This is a genomic window from Luteococcus sanguinis (assembly GCF_039527675.1).
Lineage (GTDB): Bacteria > Actinomycetota > Actinomycetes > Propionibacteriales > Propionibacteriaceae > Luteococcus > Luteococcus sanguinis.
On sequence record NZ_BAAAKI010000004.1, the window covers coordinates 62621 to 82208 of the forward strand.

Sequence of the window (19588 nt, forward strand, 5' to 3'; positions counted from 1 at the left end):
GGAGGGTCAGCGATCCAGCCCGGGGGCCAGCGCGTCCAGGATCTCGTCCAGCATCACCAGCGCCTCCTCGCTGGTCTGGGCGAGGTTGACGGTGGCTGCCACTGCTCCGAAGGTGGTCGACGCGAGCATCGCCGGCAGCCAGCTCGTCCCCGTGCTGTCGCCCAGCCGCACCTCCAGCGCCAGGCGCAGCGTCGCCTGCGCATCGCGGTGCTGGCCGAGCATTGAGCTGGCGAGCTCGGGATTTTGTCGGAGCACCTCGCGGCGCAGGCGCCAGCCCTCCTCATCCCTGGTGCCCAGTTGGACCATCCGGCGCGCCAGACGGCGGCACAGGCCGAAGGCCGACTCATGAGGTGCCGATGACTCGAAGAACTGTCCGATCCGCTGCGCCAGCAGGTCGATGCTGCCGGTGAGGGCGGTTTCCTTGGTGGGGAAGTAGTTGAAGAAGGTGCGCTGCGAGACCCCGGCCGCAGCAGCGATGTCGTCGGTGGAGACATTCCCCAGTCCTTGTTCGGAGACCAACCTCAGCGCCGCGAGGTGGATCGCGTGCCTGGTCTCCTTCTTCTTTCGCTCCCTGAGCCCAAGCGCAGCCCCGTCGTCCAGACCTGTTTCGTCAGCGGGGAAAAGGTCGCCAGAAGTTTCCTGAGTCACTTGGGAATTATTGCAGTCTCTGCAACATTTCTCTACAGTGGACGAGCTGCCGCACCGACGCTCACCGTGTCGACACGACCCAGGCGACCCCCGGAGGCAGCCGCTCACCCAGACCACTTCGTCCAGGAGCACCCATGACCTCAACCTCGGCCACCACGGCCCCGCCCTCCTCGGCAGCCGCCGAGTTCGATGGGCTCTCACCGGAAAACCGCCGCATCTTCGTCGGCCTGATGCTGGGCATGTTCGTCGCGTCCATCAGCCAGACGATCGTCGGCCCAGCCATGCCCCGCATCGTCGCCGAACTGGGCGGCATGGACCACTACTCGTGGGTGGCCACCGCCACCATGCTGGTCAGCGCGATCACCGTCCCGATCGTCGGCAAGCTCTCCGACCTCTACGGACGCCGCGGGTTCTATCTCGGCGGCCTCTTGGTCTTCATGCTGGGCACCGCCCTCGCCGGACTGTCGCACAGCTTCGGCTTCCTGATCTTCGCCCGCGCCGTGCAGGGCCTGGGCACCGGCACCCTGATGCCGTTGTCACAGACGATCATCGGCGACATCATCCCGCCCCGCCAGCGTGGCAAGTACCAGGGGCTGATGGGCGCCGTCTTCGGCATGAGCTCGGTAGCCGGGCCGTTGGCGGGTGGCTGGATCACCGACCACTGGGGCTGGCGCTGGCTCTTCTTCGCGTCCATCCCGGTCGGCATCGCCGCCTTCGGCGCGATCTTCCGCTTCTTGCACATACCGCACGAGCGTCGCGAGGTGACGATCGACTGGGCGGGCATGGCCACCCTCACCACCGCGCTCATCTGCCTGCTGCTGCCCACCTCGATGGGCGGCACCACCTGGGCCTGGAGCTCCCCACAGGTCATCGGCCTCTACGCCGCCGGTGCGGTGCTGACGTTCGCCTTCGTCCTGATCGAGCGCAGGGCGGTCGAACCGGTCATCCCGCTTCGCCTGTTCCGTTCGCCGATCTTCACCCTGTCGAACATCGCCGGCTTCTTCATCTCGATCATGATGTTCGGCGCCATCATCTACATCCCCGTCTTCGCGCAGGGTGTGCTGGGCGTCTCGGCCACCAACTCCGGCCTGATCCTGATGCCGATGAACCTGGCCCTGATCGGTCTCGGCATCCTGGGCGGCTTGCTGGTCACCCGCACCGGCCGCTACAAGGAGCTGATGCTCGCCGGCGTCGCCATCATGGGCGTCGGCTACTGGCTGCTCAGCAGGCTGGGCGTCGACTCCAAGCAGAGCGAGCTGACCCTCGCGATGACCGTCATCGGCATCGGGCTGGGCCTGTGCATGCAGCTCTACACACTCGTGGTGCAGAACAACTCCGCCCGCCGTGACCTGGGCGTGGCCACCGCCGCCACCCAGTTCTTCCGCAATGTTGGCAACACCATCGGCGTCGCGGTCTTCGGCACCATCATGACCACCGAGCTCAAGGACGCCATCGCGCGCCACCTGACGCCCGAGGCCATGGCCTCGATGCCCGCCGGCACCAAGCTGTCGACCGGATCCGTGCTTGACCCGACCGTGCTGGCCAAGCTGCCGCCCGCGGTGGCCGCCGCGATCCGTGCGGGCCTGTCCGACGCACTGCACTCCGTCTTCGTGATCGGCATCCCGCTGGCCGCCCTGGTCTTCTTGATCACCTTGGGCATCAAGGCCGTGCCGCTGCGTGACACCGTCCACAATGCCGACCAAGCTGGCGTCGAACTGCTCGACTCGATGGGCCAGTCCAGCGGCACGGACGCGCGGGTGCCGCTCGGCCGTCTCGGTGGCCACACCCGCTCGGGGGAGCGCCTCTTGGGTATGCAACTGGAGCTGTTGGCCGGTCAGGCCCGCCGCGACGACCGTCCGCTGCTGCGCAGGGCCATCACCGACCTGGGCAACGGCAGCTTCGACGACGGTGTGTTCATCCTCAACCAGACCGGCCGGATGCTCACCAGCGAAGACTCCGACGAGGTCGCGAAGCTGGAGACCTATGGCGCCGAGGTGGCGCACCGGGCCGGGCGCAAGGGCGGCATCCTGGGCTCCGCGCTGCGTGAGGAGCTGGCCGTCCGGGTCGCCGACGTCGAGCGCGAGCACGTCATTGCCGGTCAGGAGCCGACCATCGCGGAACGCTTTGAGGCCGTCGACATCACGCGCCTGCGCGAGGCCAGCCACGACCTGGTGAACGCGCTGGTGATGGACCTCAACGACTCGCCGTCCCAGCGTGGGGTCTCCCCGCGTCGCGCTGCCGAGGAGTAGCCCGGCGATCAGCCGCTGGAGCGGCTCCAGACACAGGGATCGCCGCCCGATTTCGGGCGGCGATCCTTCATGTGTGTGTGGGTTGGTCAGATGGCCTGTCCACCTCGCTCACCGGTGCGGATCCGCACCACCTCGTCCACGGTGGAGACCCAGACCTTTCCATCGCCGACGGTGCCGGTGCGGGCTGCGCGGCAGATCACCTCGACGACACCGTCGGCCTCCTCGTCGGCGGTGAGCACCTCGATCTTCACCTTCTCGATGAAGTCGATGACCACCTCGTGGCCGCGGTAGACCTCCTTGTGGCCGCGCTGGCGGGCGTAGCCGTTGACCTCGGTGACGGTCATCCCGTTCACCCCGTGCGTGGCCAGGGCGATCTGGACGTCGTCCACGGCCTCGGTCTGGACGATTGCGGTGACGAGCTTCATCGGGTGGCCTCCAGGTCAGCGGCGGTGTTGGAGAGGTTGGTCGCGTCGACCGGGCTGGCGGGGGAAGCGGGCAGCACCAGCGACTTGGCGACGCCATAGCTCGAGTACTGCACCTTCGACAGGTCGTAACCGGTCTCGGCGTGCTCGCCGAGGTCGATGCCGGTGGCCTCGCTGCGTCCGTCGACGCGCAGCCCGATGGTCATGTCGATCAGCTTGGCGATGACCAGGCTCACGACCAGCGAGTAGGCCAGGACGGCGAAGGCGCCGATGGCCTGGCGTCCGAGCTGTTCCAGCCCGCCGCCGTAGAACAGACCGGCGCTGCCGCCGGAGAGCACGCCGTCAGCGAAGAGGCCAACGGCAAGGGTGCCGACCAGGCCACCGACGAGGTGGACGCCCACCACGTCGAGCGAGTCGTCGACGCCGAAGCGGTACTTCAGTTCCAGGGCGCAGGCGCACGCCGCACCGGCCAGGACGCCGACCGCAATGGCACCCATCGGGGTGACCACCGCGCAGGCGGGGGTGATGCCAACCAGGCCCGCGACGATGCCGGAGGCGGCGCCGAGGCTGGTGGCGTGCCCGTCGCGGATGCGTTCGACCGCAAGCCAGGCCAGCATCGCCGCGGCGGCAGCGACCAGGGTGTTGACCCAGGCCAGGCCCGCCAGCGGGCCGGCGGACAGGGCGGATCCGGCATTGAAACCGAACCAGCCGAACCACAGCAGGCCAGCGCCAAGCATCACCAGGGTGAGGTTGTGCGGACGCATCGGGGTGCTACCGAAACCGACGCGCGGTCCCACGACCAGCGCAAGGGCCAGAGCGGCCGCGCCGGCATTGATGTGGATGGCCGTGCCACCGGCGAAGTCGAAGGCCTTGACGGTGTTGGCGATCCAGCCTCCGTGTTCTGCGACGTAGCCGTCGAAGGCGAAGACCCAGTGGGCGGCGGGGAAGTAGCACAGCACCGCCCACGCGGTCGCAAATGCGATCCACGCGCCGAACTTCATCCGGTCGGCGACCGCGCCGGAGACCAGCGCGACCGCGATGATGGCGAAGGCGGCCTGGAAGCCGGCGAAGACGAGAAGCGGGATCTGGTGGCCGTCAGCGCCCACGGCGATGTCAAAGGTGCCGCGCAGGCCAGCGAACTGCAAGGGGTTGCCGACCAGGCCGTGCCAGGACTCGCCAAAGGCCATCGAGAAGCCGAACAGCACCCACAGCACGCCGACGATGCCCATGGTGACCACGGACATCAGCATCATGTTGAGCACGCCCTTGGCGCGCACCATCCCGCCGTAGAAGAAGGCGAGGGCGGGGGTCATCAGCAACACCATCGCGGCGCTGACCAGCACCCACGCGGTGTCACCGGTGTTGATGTCGAGGAGGTTCATGGCGGCAACGATGCTGGTTGCGTGTTTCGGGGCAATGTCTCGTGCGTTACGGGCGGGTCACACATGTTCGCCGTACATTGCGATCGTGTTTCCTGGACGCTCCCGTTGTCTGCGATGGCTCCTGACGTACGGCAGCCGGGCGGCTATGGTGTCAACAACCGGGACAAGGTGGTGCCCGGCCGAGTGGGTGGCCGATGTTGTGCACACGGTGCAGTGCCGAGGTGGATGCTGATGCGAGCGCGTGCCCCGAGTGCGAGGCCGCCCTGTGGTGTTCCGGGGCGCTGCGGGCGACCTCGGCCCGGGAGCCTGCCCAGCACCACATGGATGTTCTCGCGACCCGCCAGCCGCCGGCGGAATGGTTCAGCGACCCGGTCGTCACCCGCACCCAGCCGCGAGTCGTGGCGCCCGGTGCGGCTGCGGTGCCGCGCCAACGCTTCGTACCCGTGCCGGACCCGGACCAGCAGCCGTGGGTACGCGCACGTTCGGCGATCGTGATCGGGGCTGCGATCGTCGTGGTGGCCGTGCTGCTGGGGGCCTTCCACCACCTGCTGACCAGCACCTTCCCCAGCTTCGGGAGGGTCGGGGCGTCGGTGACGCCGTCGACAGGGGCGTCGGTGACGCCGGCGACAGGTGCCTCGGTCGCCCGTCCGAGCGCGCTGACCGCTTCTGCCAGCGCGTCCGCCAAGCCCGCAGCCACCAAGTCCTCGCGTCCGGTGACGGGTTCGATCCCGGCCAGCGCCGCTCACTGCGGTGCGGGGGTCGGGGCTGGCTCGGGGACCTCCTGTGGACTCGCGCGCGCGGTCGCGGCCAAGGTCCCGGACTGGCCCAAGGACTCCTTCAAGGTCACCGCGACCAGCCCCAGCTCGGGCAAGACCTACACGGTGAACTGCGTTGCAGCGGCGATCACGGTCTGCACCGGCGGCCGTGCGCTGCTGGTCTACGTCCTGAAGTGACGCAGCGACAGGCTCGGGAGCGGGATGCGGCTCTGGGAAGGCGGGTCAGTAACCGATCCGCTGGACCCCGGCCAGGCGCAGCGACTCGTCGTCGGCCAGGTCAGACCAGGATCCCTCGAGGCTGAACTCGCTGTAGGCAGCGGTCGGGAACCAGCACTGCAGGTCGTCCGCCTCCTGCGGTGACGACGCATAGGCCAGTTCCGCGCTCAATGACGGGACGCCCGGGGAGTGCGCCACCACGAGCAGCACCTGCACCTCGTCCGGCACCTCCCCGATGCGCTGCGCCAGCGTCTCGGTGCCGCAGTTGTAGAGGGCCTCCATGAACTCGGCGGGGGCGGCGATGCCCAAGCACTCCCAGGTCTGGCGGGCGCGCGTCGCGGCGCTGACCAGGGCGAGCTGCACCCCCTTGCCAGCCAGCTGCGTCCCGACCTCGGCGGCCTCCCGACGTCCCTGTGGCGTCAGGTGGCGCCCCTTGTCGCCGTCCGGGCTGAAGCCCTCGGCCGAGGCGTGCCGCATCAGGATGAGAGTCCGCATGGCGGTGAGCCTACTGTCGAGCGGTTCAGCGGGGCTTGGTGGCCACCATCAGGTCACGATGGATGGACGAGTCGACGCGGTGCGCGAATCCGTTCCAGGCTTCACCTTCGCAGGGAACCAACCCGTTGGCGCTCAGTTCGGCGGCCAGCGCTTCACGGGTCATGCCAAAGGTGTTCCACGACAGGCCAAGGGCACCGCCGGGCTTCAACTGCTCGACCCACACCGGCAGCGCCTCCCCGAGCAGCCCAGCCGGGGACCGGTCTCGCTTGCCGGCGTGGCCGCGGACGTCGGTCTGCTGCGCCCCATGCACGACGCCATAGGGGGCATCGGTGACGATCGCGTCGAAGGTCTTCTTGCCGTACAACTGCTTGGACGTGCGGGTGTCGCCGGTGAAGACGGCCATCGTCAGGTCGCCGCCATCCTCGGCGGGGCGCTTCAGCGTCGCGTCGAAGCGCTTGCCGAGCACCTTGCCCTCACGTCGCACGGGCGTCGTGTCCGCGGTGTGCTTGACGCGCTTGCGGCGCAGCCAGGTCTTCAGGTACGCGGCCATCGCCTCGACGGCCTTGGTGTCACCCTCGACGCCGAAGCCGTGGTGGCCGAGCATCCAGGCCACCATCAAGGTCGTCCCGCGCCCACACAAAGGGTCCAGCACCTGCAGCGGCCCGGTGGTCCCGGTCTGTACCTGCGCGAGCGTGACGTTGAGCAGCAGCTGGGTGAACTGCTCATTGGTCTTGCCCGGGTACTTGGGGATGGTCACCAAGTCGTCGTCCAGCCCGTAGGCCTCGGGCAGTTGCACGGGGCGCAGGAGTACTCCCTGCTGTTCGAACAGTGCCAGCGCCGCCGACTGACGGGCCAGCACCTGCAGGCGCTCCTCGCCGAAACCGTCCATCTCGAAGCCCAGGTAGTCGACGCCCGAAAGCGTCGTCGGCCCCACCTCGGAGGCGAAGTCGGCGGTGAGTTCGAGCTCGGCCGCGGACAGTCGGGCGGACTCCCCGGCGTAAACTCGGTTGGCGGACGGGGCCAGCATCATCAAGCAGGTGGACACCCTCGACATTCTCCCATGACCGGGCACGACGATTGGACGCGATGAGCAGCTCCCTGCCCCAAGGTTCCGGCAGTTTCCTTCCGCGCGACTTCGTCGACCCCGACGTCGACGCGATCGCGACCGACCGTCCCCTGCACCTGCGCACCCGCTACCTCTACGTCGTCTTCGTCGGCGGCATGCTCGGGACGATGGCCCGCTGGTCGCTGGGGGAGTGGCAGCCGGCGCGGCACGGTTTCCCGGTCGCGACGCTCGCGGTGAACCTGGTGGGTGCCTTTTGCCTCGGTCTGTTGCTGGAGTCGCTGGTGCGGTTGGGGCCCGACCGGGGTTGGCCCCGACTGGCGCGGCTGCACTTCGGGACGGGATTTTTGGGATCGTTCACCACCTACTCCGCGCTTGCCGCCGAAACGGTGCTGCTGGCCGACCACGGTCGGGTGGGTGATGCCGTGCTCTACCTGCTGGTCAGCGTGCTGGTCGGGGTGTTGTTCGCCTGGGCCGGAATTGTGGTTGGTTCCCGCACCGCTGGGGCCCGGGTGGCGGAGGCGACGCGATGAACCTGCTGCTGATGGCCTTGATGGGTGGACTCGGCGCGGTGGCCCGGTTCGTCACCGACGCCGCGCTGCGTTCCCGGATCACGGTGGCGCTCCCGCTCGGGACGCTCCTGATCAACCTGTTGGGATCCTTCATCCTGGGTGGTCTGACGGCGGGCGTGGTCCGCGGCGGTCTGGACCCGGACGTCCGACTCGTGCTCGGGACGGGTTTCTGCGGCGGCTTCACCACCTTCTCCACGGCGAGCGTGGAGGTCGTCCGGTTGGTGCAGTCGGGCCGTATCGGCGCTGGCCTGGGCCACCTGCTGGCCAATGCGATCGGCTGCGTCGCCGCTGCTGCCCTGGCCTACTCCTTGTTCTGAGCGACCCCGTTCTGAGCGACCCCCGGCTTGTTCTGAGCGACCCCAGGCCTTGTTCTGAGCGACTCGCACCCGCCGGACGCGTGCAAAAGGGCTCGCCCGAATGGGCGAGCCCTCACGTTCAGGTGCGGCCAGTGGGTCAGTGGCTCACGAACACCGTGTGATGTTCGTAGGCCGTGCCCTTGGCCCGCTCGAGCGAGGCGTGGACTTCCTTCTCCGCGCCGGCGCGGCCCGTCCAGGTGGCGCCTTCGACCGACTTTCCGGGCTCCAGATCCTTGTAGACCATGAAGAAGTGCTCAACCTCGAGCAACATGTACTCCGGCACGTCGGCGATGTCCTGGAGGTGGTTGCGACGCGGGTCGGCGGTCGGGATGCACAACACCTTGTCGTCACCGCCCATCTCGTCGGTCATGCGGAACATGGCGACGGCGCGGCACTCGATCAGGCAGCCCGGGAAGGTGGCCTCGTTGCCGATGATCATCGCGTCGAGGGGGTCGCCGTCCTGGCCGAGCGTGCCCTCGATGTAGCCGTAGTCATAGGGGTACTGCGTGGACGTGAACAGCGTCCGGTCCAGGCGGATGCGGCCGGTGTTGTGGTCCATCTCGTACTTGTTCTTGGTTCCCTTGGGGATCTCGACGGTGACGTCGAAGTGCAGTCCCTGGGGCAGAGGATGGAAGCCGGGCTTCACGAAATCATCGGTCACTGGGGAATCTCCTATGATTGATGCACCTGAACACGCCGAACACTACCGCCAAAACAGGAGTTGGAGTGAGTCGAGAACGAGCCCGCTCCCGTGAGGCGATCAGGCTAGGCGTGCTCGCGGCCGTCGTGGCAGTGAGCGTGGCGGGAGCGGCGATCGGTGGACGACCCGCCCTTCATGCCACAGGGCTGTGGAGCGATCAGGGTTCCGCGACCGTCAGCCCCACCTTCTTCGACCCAACTCCGAGCGGTTCCGCGAGCACTGGTGCGGAGCGTTCCGGCTTCGGGGTGGCCCAGTCGGCGGCGCCGGCGAGCCAGGGCCCGGTGCCCGGGACCGCTGCCCTCGCGGCTGCCATCAACGCCCTGCCCACCAACGGTTTGGGGACGACGGCGGGCGTCGTGTTGGACGCCGGGACGGGCGCCGTGCTCTACGCGAAGGGTCAGCAGCAGGCGCTGATCCCGGCGTCCACGAACAAGGTGATGACCTGTCTGGCTGCCCTCGACGCCCTGGGCCCCGACCACCGCTTCACCACCAAGGTGGTGCTCTCCAACCCCAGCCGGGTGGTGCTGGTCGGGGGTGGTGACCCCTACCTCTCCCAGACTGGCGGCACGTACCCCAACCCGGCCACCTCGGCGCAACTGGCGGCCCAGACTGCTGCGGCACTGAAGAAGGCTGGGACGACCAAGGTCTCGCTCGGCTACGACGAGTCGCTGTTCAGCGGCCCGAACTGGCACTCCAGCTGGCCCGACGGCTATCACGACCAGGTCACCACCATCAGCTCGTTGTGGGTCGACCATGGGCGCGCGACCGCCAATGGCCCCGTGACCCGCACGCCCGCCCTCACTGCCGCGCAGGTCTTCGCCGCGCAGCTGCGCAAGCAGGGGATCACCGTCGTCGGGGCTCCCGTGGCCTCACCGGGGGCGGGGACGAAGACCGGCGCCACCCAGGTGGCCGCCGTGCAGTCCCTGCCGTTGCGCACCATCGTCCAGGAGGTGCTGACGCACTCCGACAACTCCGGCGCCGAGCTGCTGTTGCGCCAGGTCGGCATCGCCGACGGCCAGGGCGGAAGCTTCGTGGGCGGCGCCAAGGCCGTCACGGCGCGCCTGGCCAAGCTCAACGTCCCCACGGCCGGCGTGCGGGTATCGGACGGCTCCGGGCTGTCGCGCGACAACCGGCAGACGGCGCTCGCGCTGGCCACGGCCATGCAGGTCGCAGCAGACAGCGACCAGTTGCGCGCACTGGTCGAGGGCCTGCCGACCGCAGGCGTCTCCGGCACCCTCGGGGGCCGCTTCTACACCGACCAGGCCCTGGCGGGCCGCGGCTGGGTGCACGCCAAGACCGGAACGCTCTCGAAGGTCTCCGCACTGGCCGGGGTGACCCGCACCGCCAAGGGACGTGACGTCGTGTTCGCCTTCGTGGCCAACAACCAGACCGACGAGTGGGGAGTGCGCAACTGGCTCGACGGGGTGGGCGCCGCCGTCACCGGCTGCAACTGCTGATGGCCCGTCGCGCGCTCAGCGCCGCGCAGCTGGCCGTGGTGCAGGCCGTCCGTTCGGCTCTCCTCGATGACGGACGTCCGCTGCGGCTGGGACTGTCCGGGGGGGCGGACTCCTGGGCCTTGGCCGCCGCGGTCGCGCACCTGGGAGTTCCGGCGCGGGTCGTCGTCATCGACCACCAACTGCAGCCCGGGTCCGGGGAGCTCGCCGCGACGGTGGCCGAACGGGCCAAAGGGCTGGGGTTGGACGCCGAGGTGGTGGCGGTCGAGGTGCTGAACTCCGGTGGGGGGCTCGAGGCCGCGGCACGCAGCGCGCGGCTGGCTGCGCTGTGCCAACCTGGGACGACCGTGCTGCTGGGGCACACCCTCGACGACCAGGCCGAGCAGGTGTTGCTGGGCCTGGCGCGAGGGTCGGGTGCGGCCTCGCTGCAGGGGATCGCGCCGGTCGCTGCCCGGGGTGAGGCGACGATCGTCCGTCCGTTGTTGGGGCTGCGCCGCGAGATCACCGCCCGGGCCGCCGCCGACTGGGGGATCGAGGCCTGGCAGGACCCGATGAACGGCGACCCGCGTTTCCTGCGGGTGCGGGTGCGCCGGGAGGTGCTGCCGATGCTGGACGAAGCGCTGGGGCCCCGGGTGCGTGAGGCCCTGGCCCGGACCGCGTCGATGTTGCGGGAGGACAACGACCTGCTGGACGAGCTGGCTGGCGAGGCGTTGTGGCGCTGCCGCAGCCCGCGGGGCCTGTCGTGCGAGGCGCTTGGCGGGGAGCCTCCGGCGCTGGCGACCAGGGTGTTGCGCGGCTGGCTGGTTGCCGCAGGGGTGCGGGAACCGAGCCGGGCGCAGGTGCTGGCCGTCCAGGCACTCGTCCACGACTGGCGTGGCCAGCGTGGCGTCGACCTGCCCGGGGGCCTGCGGGTCGGCCGTTGCAGGGGGGAGCTGGTGATCGGTCCGGTTCCTGCCAGCTAGGGTGGAGTAGTGGACGCAGCCGACATTTCCCAGGACCTCACCCACGTGCTCTACACCGCCGACGAGGTGCAGCGCCGCGTGGAAGAACTGGCCGCCGAGATCGATCGTGACTACGAGGGACGTGAAGTCCTGCTGATCGGCGTGCTCAATGGCGCGGTCATGGTGATGAGCGACCTCTCGCGAGCCATGAAGAGCCACCTCACGATGGACTGGATGGCCATCTCGTCCTATGGCTCGGGCACCAAGAGCTCGGGCGTCGTGCGCATCCTCAAGGACCTCACCCGGGACATCTCCGACGTGCACGTGCTGATCGTCGAGGACATCATCGACACCGGCCTGACGCTGAGCTACCTGGTGCAGAACCTCCAGTCGCGTGGGCCCGCCTCGGTCGAGGTGGCGGCGATGTTCCGCAAGCCCGAGGCGATCACCGCCCCGGTGGACGTGAAGTACGTCGGCTTCGACATCCCCAACGAGTTCGTCGTCGGCTACGGCCTCGACTACGCCGGCCGCTACCGCAACCTTCGCGACGTCGGCACGCTGGCCCCGCACGTCTACAGCTGAGCCGTACACCACTGCCATCGGACGACGACGTCCCTCCCCCGGTGGGAATGTGTGTCCGGGCCCGGTCCGCTGCCCCTTTTCGACCGTAGACGCTGGATTGCGCGCCGACACCAGGCCCAGCGGCAGTCTTGGCGTCCGCTGGTAGTGTCAAGGTGCTGATTCCCTCGTCCCTAGGCAGTCGATGAAAAACCTCCAGAAGGCCTTCCGCGGCCCCGTCGTGTGGGTGCTGGTGACGATCATGCTCGTCATCGGTGCGGTCCAATTGATGAACCGGACCACCGGCCCCACCGAAGTGCCCACCAGCCAGGCCCTGTCGATCCTCGAAGGCACCGACAAGCTCACCGAGGTGGTGCTCAACGGTTCCGACGACACGATCCGCATCAGCGCTGCCGACGGCAAGAAGTACCGGTCCAGCTGGGTCGGCAACCAGAGTGAGCAGATCGTCGAGACGCTGAACGAGCGCGTCGCCGCGAAGACGCTCGACCAGTGGCGCGCCGAGAACCCCGGACCCTCGGTCTGGAGCACCCTGCTCTACAGCGGCCTGCCGCTGCTGCTGATGATCGGCCTGCTGTTCTTCTTCCTCAGCGCCGCCCAGGGCGCGGGCGGCCCGCGTGGCGTGATGGGCTTCGGCAAGTCGAAGGCCAAGGTCGCCACCAAGGACACCCCCAAGACCACCTTCTCCGACGTCGCCGGGTGCGCGGAGGCGATCGAGGAACTCCAGGAGATCCGCGAGTTCCTCGCCGAGCCGACCAAGTTCCAGCGTGTGGGTGCCAAGATCCCCAAGGGCGTGTTGCTGTACGGGCCTCCCGGCACCGGCAAGACCCTGTTGGCCCGCGCCGTCGCGGGCGAGGCGGGCGTCCCCTTCTTCTCCATTTCCGGCTCGGACTTCGTCGAGATGTTCGTCGGCGTCGGCGCCAGCCGCGTGCGAGACCTCTTCGACCAGGCCAAGGAAGCCAGCCCGGCCATCATCTTCATCGACGAGATCGACGCCGTCGGGCGCCATCGCGGCGCCGGTATGGGCGGCGGCCACGACGAGCGCGAGCAGACCCTCAACCAGCTGCTCGTCGAGATGGACGGTTTCGACACCACCACGAATGTCATCCTGATCGCCGCGACGAACCGTCCGGACGTCCTCGACCCCGCCCTGCTGCGTCCGGGACGCTTCGACCGGCAGATCGCCGTCGAGGCCCCCGATCTGAAGGGACGAGCCCAGATCCTGCGCGTCCACGCCGAGGGCAAGCCGATGGCCGCCGACGTCGACCTGGACTCCATCGCCCGCCGCACGCCCGGCTTCACCGGCGCCGACCTGGCGAATGTGCTCAACGAGGCCGCGCTGCTGACCGCGCGCCTCAACCTGCCCGTGATCGGCAATGCCGAGCTTGGGGAGGCGATCGACCGAGTCATCGCCGGGCCGCAGAAGAAGACCCGCCTCATGGACGACCATGAGCGCCTCGTCACCGCCTACCACGAGGGCGGACACGCCCTGGTGGCCGCAGCGATGCCCGGCAATGACCCGGTGCAAAAGATCACCATCCTGCCCCGCGGACGTGCGTTGGGCTACACGATGGTGATGCCGGACGAGGACAAGTACTCGCAGACCCGCGGCCAGCTGCTCGACCAGATGGCCTACATGCTCGGCGGACGAGCAGCAGAGGAACTCATCTTCCACGACCCCTCCACCGGCGCCAGCAACGACATCGAGAAGGCGACCAAGGTGGCTCGCGCGATGGTCACCCAGTACGGCATGAGCGAGCGCCTCGGCGCCGTCCAGCTCGGGGGCGGCGACACCGAGCCCTTCGTCGGCATGGGTGGTTCGCAGCCCAGTCGCGGCTTCTCCGACATCACCGCCGCCGTGGTGGACGAGGAAGTCAGCGCCCTGCTGCAGGCGGCCCACCAGGAGGCCTTCGACGCACTGGTCGAGAACCGCGACGTGCTGGACGAGCTGGCCCGCCAGCTGCTCGAACACGAGACCCTCGACAAGGCCCAGGTCGCCAAGATCTTCGAGCCGCTGCGTCGCCACCCCGGTCGTGGCGCGTGGACAGGCTCCGACAAACGCGTCCCCTCGGACATCCCGCCGATCCCGGTGCCCGCGCGGCCCGAGCCCGAGCAGGGCCCGCAGGCCGAGGCCCAGCCCGCCGCCGTGGACCTGCCCCCCGGTAACACCGGCCCCGGCACCACGCCGCCCGGGGCCTGGCAACCGCCCGGTGAGTGGGCTCCGCCGACCGGCCCCACCCAGCCCACGCCTCCGATCCATGACCCGTGGAATGGTGCGCCCGGTCAGGACCTGTTGCCGCCAGCCACCGACCCGTGGAGCGCCAAGCCGGATGCCTGGCCCTCCCAGCCGCCCGCGACCGGGCCGCAAGTCGGCCCCGGCGGTGGCCTGCCCGGCCAGGACCCGCAGCCCCCGCAGGGTTGGGGCGCCGCTGGCAGCACCAATCCGTGGGGACGTCCGCCTCAGGATTGACGGCGCACAGCTCACCCGCACCGGCCCACGGCCCTAGCATGGGGCGGGTGAGCGAGACTCCTGGACGCACCTTCGACCACGATCGCATCGTGGCCGCGGTGCGCGAGATCCTGATCGGCATCGGCGAGGACCCTGACCGCGAGGGCCTGCGCGAGACCCCGGAAAGGGTCGCGCGCAGCTATGCGGAGATCTTCGCCGGCCTCGGCCAGGACCCGGCCGAGCTGCTGGCGACCACATTCGACGTCAGCCACGACGAGATGGTGCTGGTGCGAGACATCGAGCTGTGGAGCGTGTGCGAGCACCATCTGGTGCCCTTCACCGGCCTCGCCCACGTCGGCTACATCCCGGCCAAGGACGGCCGTGTCACTGGCCTGTCGAAGATCGCCCGCCTGGTGGACGTCTACGCGAAGCGTCCGCAGGTGCAGGAGCGCCTCACCACCCAGATCGCCGACGCACTGGTCGAGCACCTCGAGGCCCGCGGCGTGATCGTGGTGATCGAGTGCGAGCACCTGTGCATGACCATGCGCGGGGTCCGCAAGCCCGGTTCCAAGACGGTCACCTCCGCGGTCCGTGGCCTCCTGCGCAGCCCGGCCACCCGCGCCGAGGCGATGAGCCTGATCGTGGGCCACCGCTGATGTCGCGCACCCTGGTGATGGGGATCGTCAATGTCACCCCCGACTCCTTCAGCGACGGCGGCGACCACGCCACCGTCCCCGCTGCCGTCGCGCACGCACGGCGGCTGTTGGACGAGGGCGTGGACATCTTGGACATCGGCGGGGAGTCCACCCGTCCGGGTGCCGAACGCCCCAGCCTGGCCGAGGAACTGCGACGTGTCGTCCCCGTCGTCGAAGAACTGGTCGCCGCCGGGGCGGTCGTCTCGGTGGACACCATGCGCGCCGAGGTGGCCCAGGCCTCCATGGCGGCCGGCGCGAGCATCATCAACGACGTCTCCGGCGGTCTGGCAGACGACCAGATGGTGCCCGTGGTGGCCCGGGCCGGCGCGGACTTCGTCTGCATGCACTGGCGGGGTTTCCTGGGCAGCGGGCACACCCGCGCCGACTACACAAACGTCGTCACCGAGGTGCTCGCGGAGCTGACCGAGCGCTTGGACGCATGCGTTGCCGGCGGCATCGCGCCGGAGAAACTGGTCAGCGACATCGGCTTCGGGTTCAGCAAGACCGCAGAACAGAACTGGGAACTGCTGCGCCACCTGGACGCCTTCCAGGCCTTGGGATACCGCCAGCTCGTCGGGGTCAGCCGCAAGCGCTTCCTCGGTGAGCTGCTGGACGGACGCGAACCAACCGGGCGCGATGCCGCCACCGCGGCGGTGACCGCGATCTGTGCCCAACAGGGCATCTGGGCGGTGCGTACGCACAGCGTTCAGGATCACCGCGACGTGATCGCCGTGGTGGAACGGATGGCCAGCAGTTCGGGAGTCGACTCCGCGGGCGGTAACCTCTGACTCGCGTCCGCCGCTGGCGGCGCGTTGGCGGTTCGAGTCCGGGGGCAGCATGCCCCGGCGGACGAGGGAGTGGCGAGTGCTGGACTGGATCACGATCCGTGGCCTGAGGGCCTTCGGCTTCCACGGCGTCTTTGCCGAGGAACGGCGTGATGGCCAGGAATTCATCATCGACCTGAGGCTCGGCCTCGCGGTCCACACCGACTCAGACGAACTGCCCGACACCGTCGACTACTCGCGCATCAGCGCGGAGGTCATCGCGATCGTCCAGTCCGACCCGGTCAACCTGATCGAGACCCTGGCCGGACGCATCGCCAACCATTGCCTCACCCACGAACTCGTCGAGGTGGCGCAGGTGACGGTCCACAAGCCACACGCCCCGATGGACCTCGCCTTCGACGACGTCTCGGTCGACATCACCAGGAGCAAGCCATGACGAACCCCCTCGTGCCCGATGTGGACACCTTGGGCAACCTCCGCCCCATCCAGAAGGTCGTCTTCAGCCTCGGCTCGAACAGGGGCGACAGCCTCGAGCACCTGCAAGGTGCCGTGAACCTGCTCGCCGACACCCCCGACCTCATCCCGGTGGACATCTCGGGCGTCTACCGCACCAAGCCGGTCGGTTCGGTCATCGACCAGCCTGACTTCCTCAACCTGATCATGGTCGCCGAGACGGTCATGGAGCCGTTGACCATGCTCGAGCGCTGCCTCGCGGTCGAGCAGGCGCACCAGCGTGAGCGGATCGTCCCCGGCGGACCGCGCACCCTCGACGTCGACCTGATCATGGTCGGTCACCGCGTCGTCAACACCGATGCGCTCACCCTGCCCCACCCGCGTGCCCACGAGCGGGCCTTCGTGCTCGTCCCGTGGCTCGAGGCTGATCCCTTGGGGGAGCTGGAGGGTGCGGGCAAGCTCGCGGACCTCGTCGCCGCCCTCGACACCCGCGGTGTCGTGCGCACCGACGACCTGATCACCCTGCCATGACAGCCGGTGACGGGGACGGTCGTCTTGGCCTGACCACGCGGATGCAGGCCATCGTGATGACCCTGGTCGGGGGAGCCTTCGGCTACCTCGTGCTGGGCTTGTTCGACCTGACCAACCGCACCATCCCCGTCACGCCATGGTCCATGCCGATGATCTTCTTCGCGCTCGCCGTGGCGGCGCTGCTCTACTCGCGGGTCCTGGCGCGGCAGGTGCGCGAGGCCCGCGACACCCTCGACCACGAAGCCGGCCTGCGGGCCCTGGTGCTCGGCAAGACCTTGATCGCCACCGGCCTCGCGCTGACGGGCTGGCACCTCGTCTACCTGATGCACTTCGTCGGTCAGTGGTCCGTCGAGGGGCCGCGGGAGCGGATCATCCGCGGCTTGGCCACCGTGCTGGTCTCGGCCCTGGTGGCTTTTGCCGGGTGGCGTCTCGAGCGCGCCTGTCTGGTCGATCCCGGCGACGACGATCCGGACGGCGAGGCTCGCTGAAACCCTGCACGGAAAGGGCCGGATGCGACCAATCCACCCCTGCGGGCGGGATACAATCTTCCCGTGACAGCGCCCCGCCATTCTGGCCAGAACTCACCCTCCCGCCGCAGCACCGTGACCGGCCTCGTGCTGGTTTCGTTGGGTGCCATTGCCTGCGCCGCGGTTGGCCAGACCTGGTCGATCTACGTCGGCCTCGCCCTGGTCATCGCCGCACTCGTCTGGTCCACCTGGAGCAGCTGGCGCGAGATCGATCGCCTAACCGCCCTGCACCACGAGCAGGTGCGTGGGATGCGCGATCACGTGCGCGCCACCTCCCGCGCCCACCACACCGAGCTGATGGGTCTGGTCGCCCGCTTCAATGCCCGCGCCGAGACGCACGCCGCGCACATAGCGACGCTGCGCGCCGAGCTGGCCAAGGAACATGCCAACGGGCAGGCCCTGCGCTCCGACCTGGGCACCGCGCAGGATTCGTTGGACGCTTCCAGCGCCCGAATGGTCGAGCTGCAGAAGCAGTTGTCCGTGGTCGAGGCGCAGTTGGCCGTCGCCACCACCGAGTTGGAGAACCTGTCGGCCACCGCTGACGCACAGGTCGTGCAGATGCCGCGGCGCGGCAGCCGTCGCGACGCGGCGGTCGAGTCGGACGCTGGGCGTCGTCAGGCCTGAGCCCCTGTTCCAGGCTGGGTGGATCGCTCCATGCCGTTACTTGTCGAGGTCGCCGATCGTCCAACCCAGTGAGGCCACCACGAGGTCGACCCATTCCAGCGGGCAGCCCGCCAGCGCCACCTCGAGCGCCTGCGCGTTCGCGAAGGAGGGGGTGCGCAGGTGGACGCGCCATGGTGTCCGCTCGGCCCGCGAGACGATGTGGAAACCCGCTGGCCCCCAGGGCGCCTCGAGGGCGAGGTAGGCCTCCGCGTCGGGCAGCTTGATGATCTTCGCCAGCTGGGTCGCGATGGGCCCGTCCAGCGCGGGTAGCGCGGCAGCGCAGGCCCGGATCAGAAGGCTGACGGTGCGAAGATCAGCGACCAGTTGGTGCAGGCGCGCGATGGCGCTGCCGGAACTGGTCACCGGTGTGGTGTTCAATGCTTCCGGATGGGCTGAATCTGTGTGCAATGACGCATAGGCGAGTGCCGATGTCTGGCTGCGGAGGTCTCGGCCAAGGCCAGCCGCACGAGCGACCGGACCGCCCAAACCCAATTGCTCGACCATGGCGGCGTCGAGGATGCCCACGCCGTCGGGGAATGAATCGATGTGGGCATCGAGTGCCGGAAGAAAATGGTCAATGGCCTGAACCCAGCCCAACAGCGCTGACACCCATTTGTCGTCCACGTCTGCCGCCATCCCACCCAGGCGGGTGAGCATCGGGTGGACACGATTGCCAGACCAGTCGAGCATCAACTCACGCCCAGTTCCTCGTGCGCGCAAAATGTCAACGGTGAGTCGTTCATCGTTGGCTCGATGTGCCACCCAGGACAGGTGCGCCAAAAGGCATGCTGCGGTGGAGAACTCGGCCAGGAGCGTGCGCAACATCGTGGCCCGCGGTGACGCCACGAGCCCCATCAGGTGCTCGGCGGTGATCGCCAGACCGATTTCCCCGTGGGCGGGGGTCTGCCAGTCATGGCGATCGGCAAGCATGAGTACCTGGCGGTAGTCGCGCACCTCGAACAGTTTCTCGGCGCCGCGGTGGCTGAATCCCGGCTGAACGCGTGCCTTGGTCAGGGTGCCCGAGTCGACCGCCGCATCCACGAGCACCAGTCCCACGCGCGTTGGGTGGTTGTCCCCAAGGTCTATCGGGTGGGCATTCGGCAGCTCCCGGCCGAGGTCTCCGATGGTGATCAGCACGGGCCAAGTGTAGGCCCGAATCCGGGAGCCTCTGGAACTCTTCTGACGCTCATTCCGCGGGCGCATTTGGCACAGCTGGCGAAATGACCAGCCTTCCTTGTTCCGGTGAGGGCCGTGATTCCGTTACTGTTGGGGGCGACAGAAACCCCATTTCTTGGATGGACTGGAAAGGTGGAACATATGGCACAGCGTGTGCACATCGTTCTCGAGGACGACATTGACGGTTCGCAGGCGGCCGAGACCGTGAGTTTTGCGCTGGATGGCGTGAGCTACGAGATGGATCTCTCGGAAGAGAATGCCGAGAAGCTCCGCAACGAGATGGCTGTCTGGGTTGCGCACGCGCGCCGTGTCGGTGGCCGGAAGGCGGCGGGCCGCAAGGCCAAGGCTGGTTCCGCGAATGACATTCGCGCGTGGGCGATTGACCAGGGCATGAAGGTCAGCGCCCGCGGTCGGGTCAGTGCCGAGGTGCGCGAGGCCTACGAGAAGGCGAATTCCTGA

At 68.7% G+C, this 19588-nt stretch carries 22 protein-coding genes; 15 read left to right on the forward strand and 7 right to left on the reverse strand.

The genetic code is table 11. The annotated features are described in order from the left end of the window. Nucleotides 1–6: 6 nt before the first annotated feature. A complete protein-coding gene (locus ABD089_RS03985; protein ID WP_343884916.1) occupies nt 7–648 on the reverse strand; it encodes a TetR/AcrR family transcriptional regulator in 642 nt (213 codons plus the stop codon). A gap of 134 nt (nt 649–782) precedes the next feature. Here ABD089_RS03985 and ABD089_RS03990 point away from each other — a divergent pair, with 134 nt between their 5' ends. Beyond that, nucleotides 783–2897 carry an MDR family MFS transporter gene (locus ABD089_RS03990; protein WP_343884917.1) on the forward strand — a complete coding sequence of 705 codons (2115 nt, stop codon included), beginning with the start codon at nt 783–785 and terminating at the stop codon, nt 2895–2897. An 86-nt stretch (nt 2898–2983) separates the two neighbouring features. Here the strand turns inward: ABD089_RS03990 and ABD089_RS03995 are convergent, their stop codons facing one another. After that, on the reverse strand, nt 2984–3322 hold the full coding sequence (locus ABD089_RS03995; protein ID WP_343884918.1) for a P-II family nitrogen regulator: 339 nt from the start codon (nt 3320–3322) through the stop codon (nt 2984–2986). Then, a complete protein-coding gene (locus ABD089_RS04000) occupies nt 3319–4701 on the reverse strand; it encodes an ammonium transporter (protein WP_343884919.1) in 1383 nt (460 codons plus the stop codon). Before ABD089_RS04000 ends, ABD089_RS03995 begins: the two co-directional genes overlap by 4 nt. Nucleotides 4702–4922: 221 nt before the next feature. Here ABD089_RS04000 and ABD089_RS04005 point away from each other — a divergent pair, with 221 nt between their 5' ends. Beyond that, entirely contained in the window at nt 4923–5654 is a 732-nt protein-coding gene (locus tag ABD089_RS04005) for a hypothetical protein (protein ID WP_343884920.1), read from the forward strand. 45 nt (nt 5655–5699) lie between these two features. Here the strand turns inward: ABD089_RS04005 and ABD089_RS04010 are convergent, their stop codons facing one another. Beyond that, nucleotides 5700–6188: a SixA phosphatase family protein gene (locus ABD089_RS04010; RefSeq protein ID WP_343884921.1), complete on the reverse strand. Its 489-nt coding sequence runs from the start codon at nt 6186–6188 to the stop codon at nt 5700–5702. A 25-nt stretch (nt 6189–6213) separates the two neighbouring features. Beyond that, complete coding sequence (locus tag ABD089_RS04015) at nt 6214–7233, reverse strand: TRM11 family SAM-dependent methyltransferase (RefSeq protein ID WP_343884922.1); 1020 nt, start codon at nt 7231–7233, stop codon at nt 6214–6216. Between the two features lie 41 nt (nt 7234–7274). On the opposite strand from ABD089_RS04015, the gene crcB (ABD089_RS04020) reads away from it, so the two are divergent. Together crcB (ABD089_RS04020) and crcB (ABD089_RS04025) are read left to right on the forward strand one after the other, a co-directional pair. Further along, nucleotides 7275–7784, forward strand: a complete 510-nt coding sequence (gene crcB / locus ABD089_RS04020) for a fluoride efflux transporter CrcB (protein WP_343884923.1) — start codon at nt 7275–7277, stop codon at nt 7782–7784. Further along, the gene (gene crcB / locus ABD089_RS04025) at nt 7781–8140 is read left to right on the forward strand and encodes a fluoride efflux transporter CrcB (protein ID WP_343884924.1); all 360 of its coding nucleotides are present in this window, start codon (nt 7781–7783) and stop codon (nt 8138–8140) included. Before crcB (ABD089_RS04020) ends, crcB (ABD089_RS04025) begins: the two co-directional genes overlap by 4 nt. A 136-nt stretch (nt 8141–8276) precedes the next feature. Here the strand turns inward: crcB (ABD089_RS04025) and ABD089_RS04030 are convergent, their stop codons facing one another. Continuing rightward, nucleotides 8277–8840: an inorganic diphosphatase gene (locus ABD089_RS04030; protein ID WP_343884925.1), complete on the reverse strand. Its 564-nt coding sequence runs from the start codon at nt 8838–8840 to the stop codon at nt 8277–8279. Between the two features lie 65 nt (nt 8841–8905). Here ABD089_RS04030 and dacB point away from each other — a divergent pair, with 65 nt between their 5' ends. The 10 genes from dacB (at nt 8906) to ABD089_RS04080 (ending at nt 17914) form a co-directional block, all read left to right on the forward strand. Further along, nucleotides 8906–10336, forward strand: coding sequence for a D-alanyl-D-alanine carboxypeptidase/D-alanyl-D-alanine endopeptidase (dacB, locus tag ABD089_RS04035; RefSeq protein WP_343884926.1), 1431 nt, complete (start codon nt 8906–8908; stop codon nt 10334–10336). Next, entirely contained in the window at nt 10336–11295 is a 960-nt protein-coding gene (gene tilS, locus ABD089_RS04040; protein WP_343884927.1) for a tRNA lysidine(34) synthetase TilS, read from the forward strand. The genes dacB and tilS overlap by 1 nt, the downstream gene beginning before the upstream one ends. Before the next feature lie 9 nt (nt 11296–11304). After that, nucleotides 11305–11856 carry a hypoxanthine phosphoribosyltransferase gene (gene hpt / locus ABD089_RS04045; protein WP_343884928.1) on the forward strand — a complete coding sequence of 184 codons (552 nt, stop codon included), beginning with the start codon at nt 11305–11307 and terminating at the stop codon, nt 11854–11856. A 181-nt stretch (nt 11857–12037) separates the two neighbouring features. Further along, entirely contained in the window at nt 12038–14320 is a 2283-nt protein-coding gene (ftsH, locus tag ABD089_RS04050; RefSeq protein ID WP_343884929.1) for an ATP-dependent zinc metalloprotease FtsH, read from the forward strand. Between the two features lie 38 nt (nt 14321–14358). Next, entirely contained in the window at nt 14359–14955 is a 597-nt protein-coding gene (gene folE / locus ABD089_RS04055; protein WP_386769118.1) for a GTP cyclohydrolase I FolE, read from the forward strand. Beyond that, on the forward strand, nt 14955–15782 hold the full coding sequence (folP, locus tag ABD089_RS04060) for a dihydropteroate synthase (RefSeq protein ID WP_343884932.1): 828 nt from the start codon (nt 14955–14957) through the stop codon (nt 15780–15782). The genes folE and folP overlap by 1 nt, the downstream gene beginning before the upstream one ends. A gap of 76 nt (nt 15783–15858) precedes the next feature. Beyond that, nucleotides 15859–16215 carry a dihydroneopterin aldolase gene (gene folB / locus ABD089_RS04065; RefSeq protein WP_343884933.1) on the forward strand — a complete coding sequence of 119 codons (357 nt, stop codon included), beginning with the start codon at nt 15859–15861 and terminating at the stop codon, nt 16213–16215. Then, nucleotides 16212–16763 carry a 2-amino-4-hydroxy-6-hydroxymethyldihydropteridine diphosphokinase gene (gene folK / locus ABD089_RS04070; RefSeq protein ID WP_343884934.1) on the forward strand — a complete coding sequence of 184 codons (552 nt, stop codon included), beginning with the start codon at nt 16212–16214 and terminating at the stop codon, nt 16761–16763. Before folB ends, folK begins: the two co-directional genes overlap by 4 nt. Beyond that, the gene (locus ABD089_RS04075; protein ID WP_343884935.1) at nt 16760–17251 is read left to right on the forward strand and encodes a DUF3180 domain-containing protein; all 492 of its coding nucleotides are present in this window, start codon (nt 16760–16762) and stop codon (nt 17249–17251) included. The genes folK and ABD089_RS04075 overlap by 4 nt, the downstream gene beginning before the upstream one ends. Nucleotides 17252–17314: 63 nt before the next feature. Then, nucleotides 17315–17914 (forward strand): hypothetical protein, encoded by a 600-nt coding sequence (locus tag ABD089_RS04080; RefSeq protein ID WP_343884936.1) that lies wholly within the window; start codon nt 17315–17317, stop codon nt 17912–17914. Between the two features lie 36 nt (nt 17915–17950). Here ABD089_RS04080 and ABD089_RS04085 read toward each other — a convergent pair whose 3' ends face one another. Continuing rightward, a complete protein-coding gene (locus ABD089_RS04085) occupies nt 17951–19090 on the reverse strand; it encodes an NADH-quinone oxidoreductase subunit D-related protein (protein WP_343884937.1) in 1140 nt (379 codons plus the stop codon). A gap of 180 nt (nt 19091–19270) precedes the next feature. On the opposite strand from ABD089_RS04085, the gene ABD089_RS04090 reads away from it, so the two are divergent. Continuing rightward, nucleotides 19271–19588, forward strand: coding sequence for a histone-like nucleoid-structuring protein Lsr2 (locus tag ABD089_RS04090; protein ID WP_343884938.1), 318 nt, complete (start codon nt 19271–19273; stop codon nt 19586–19588).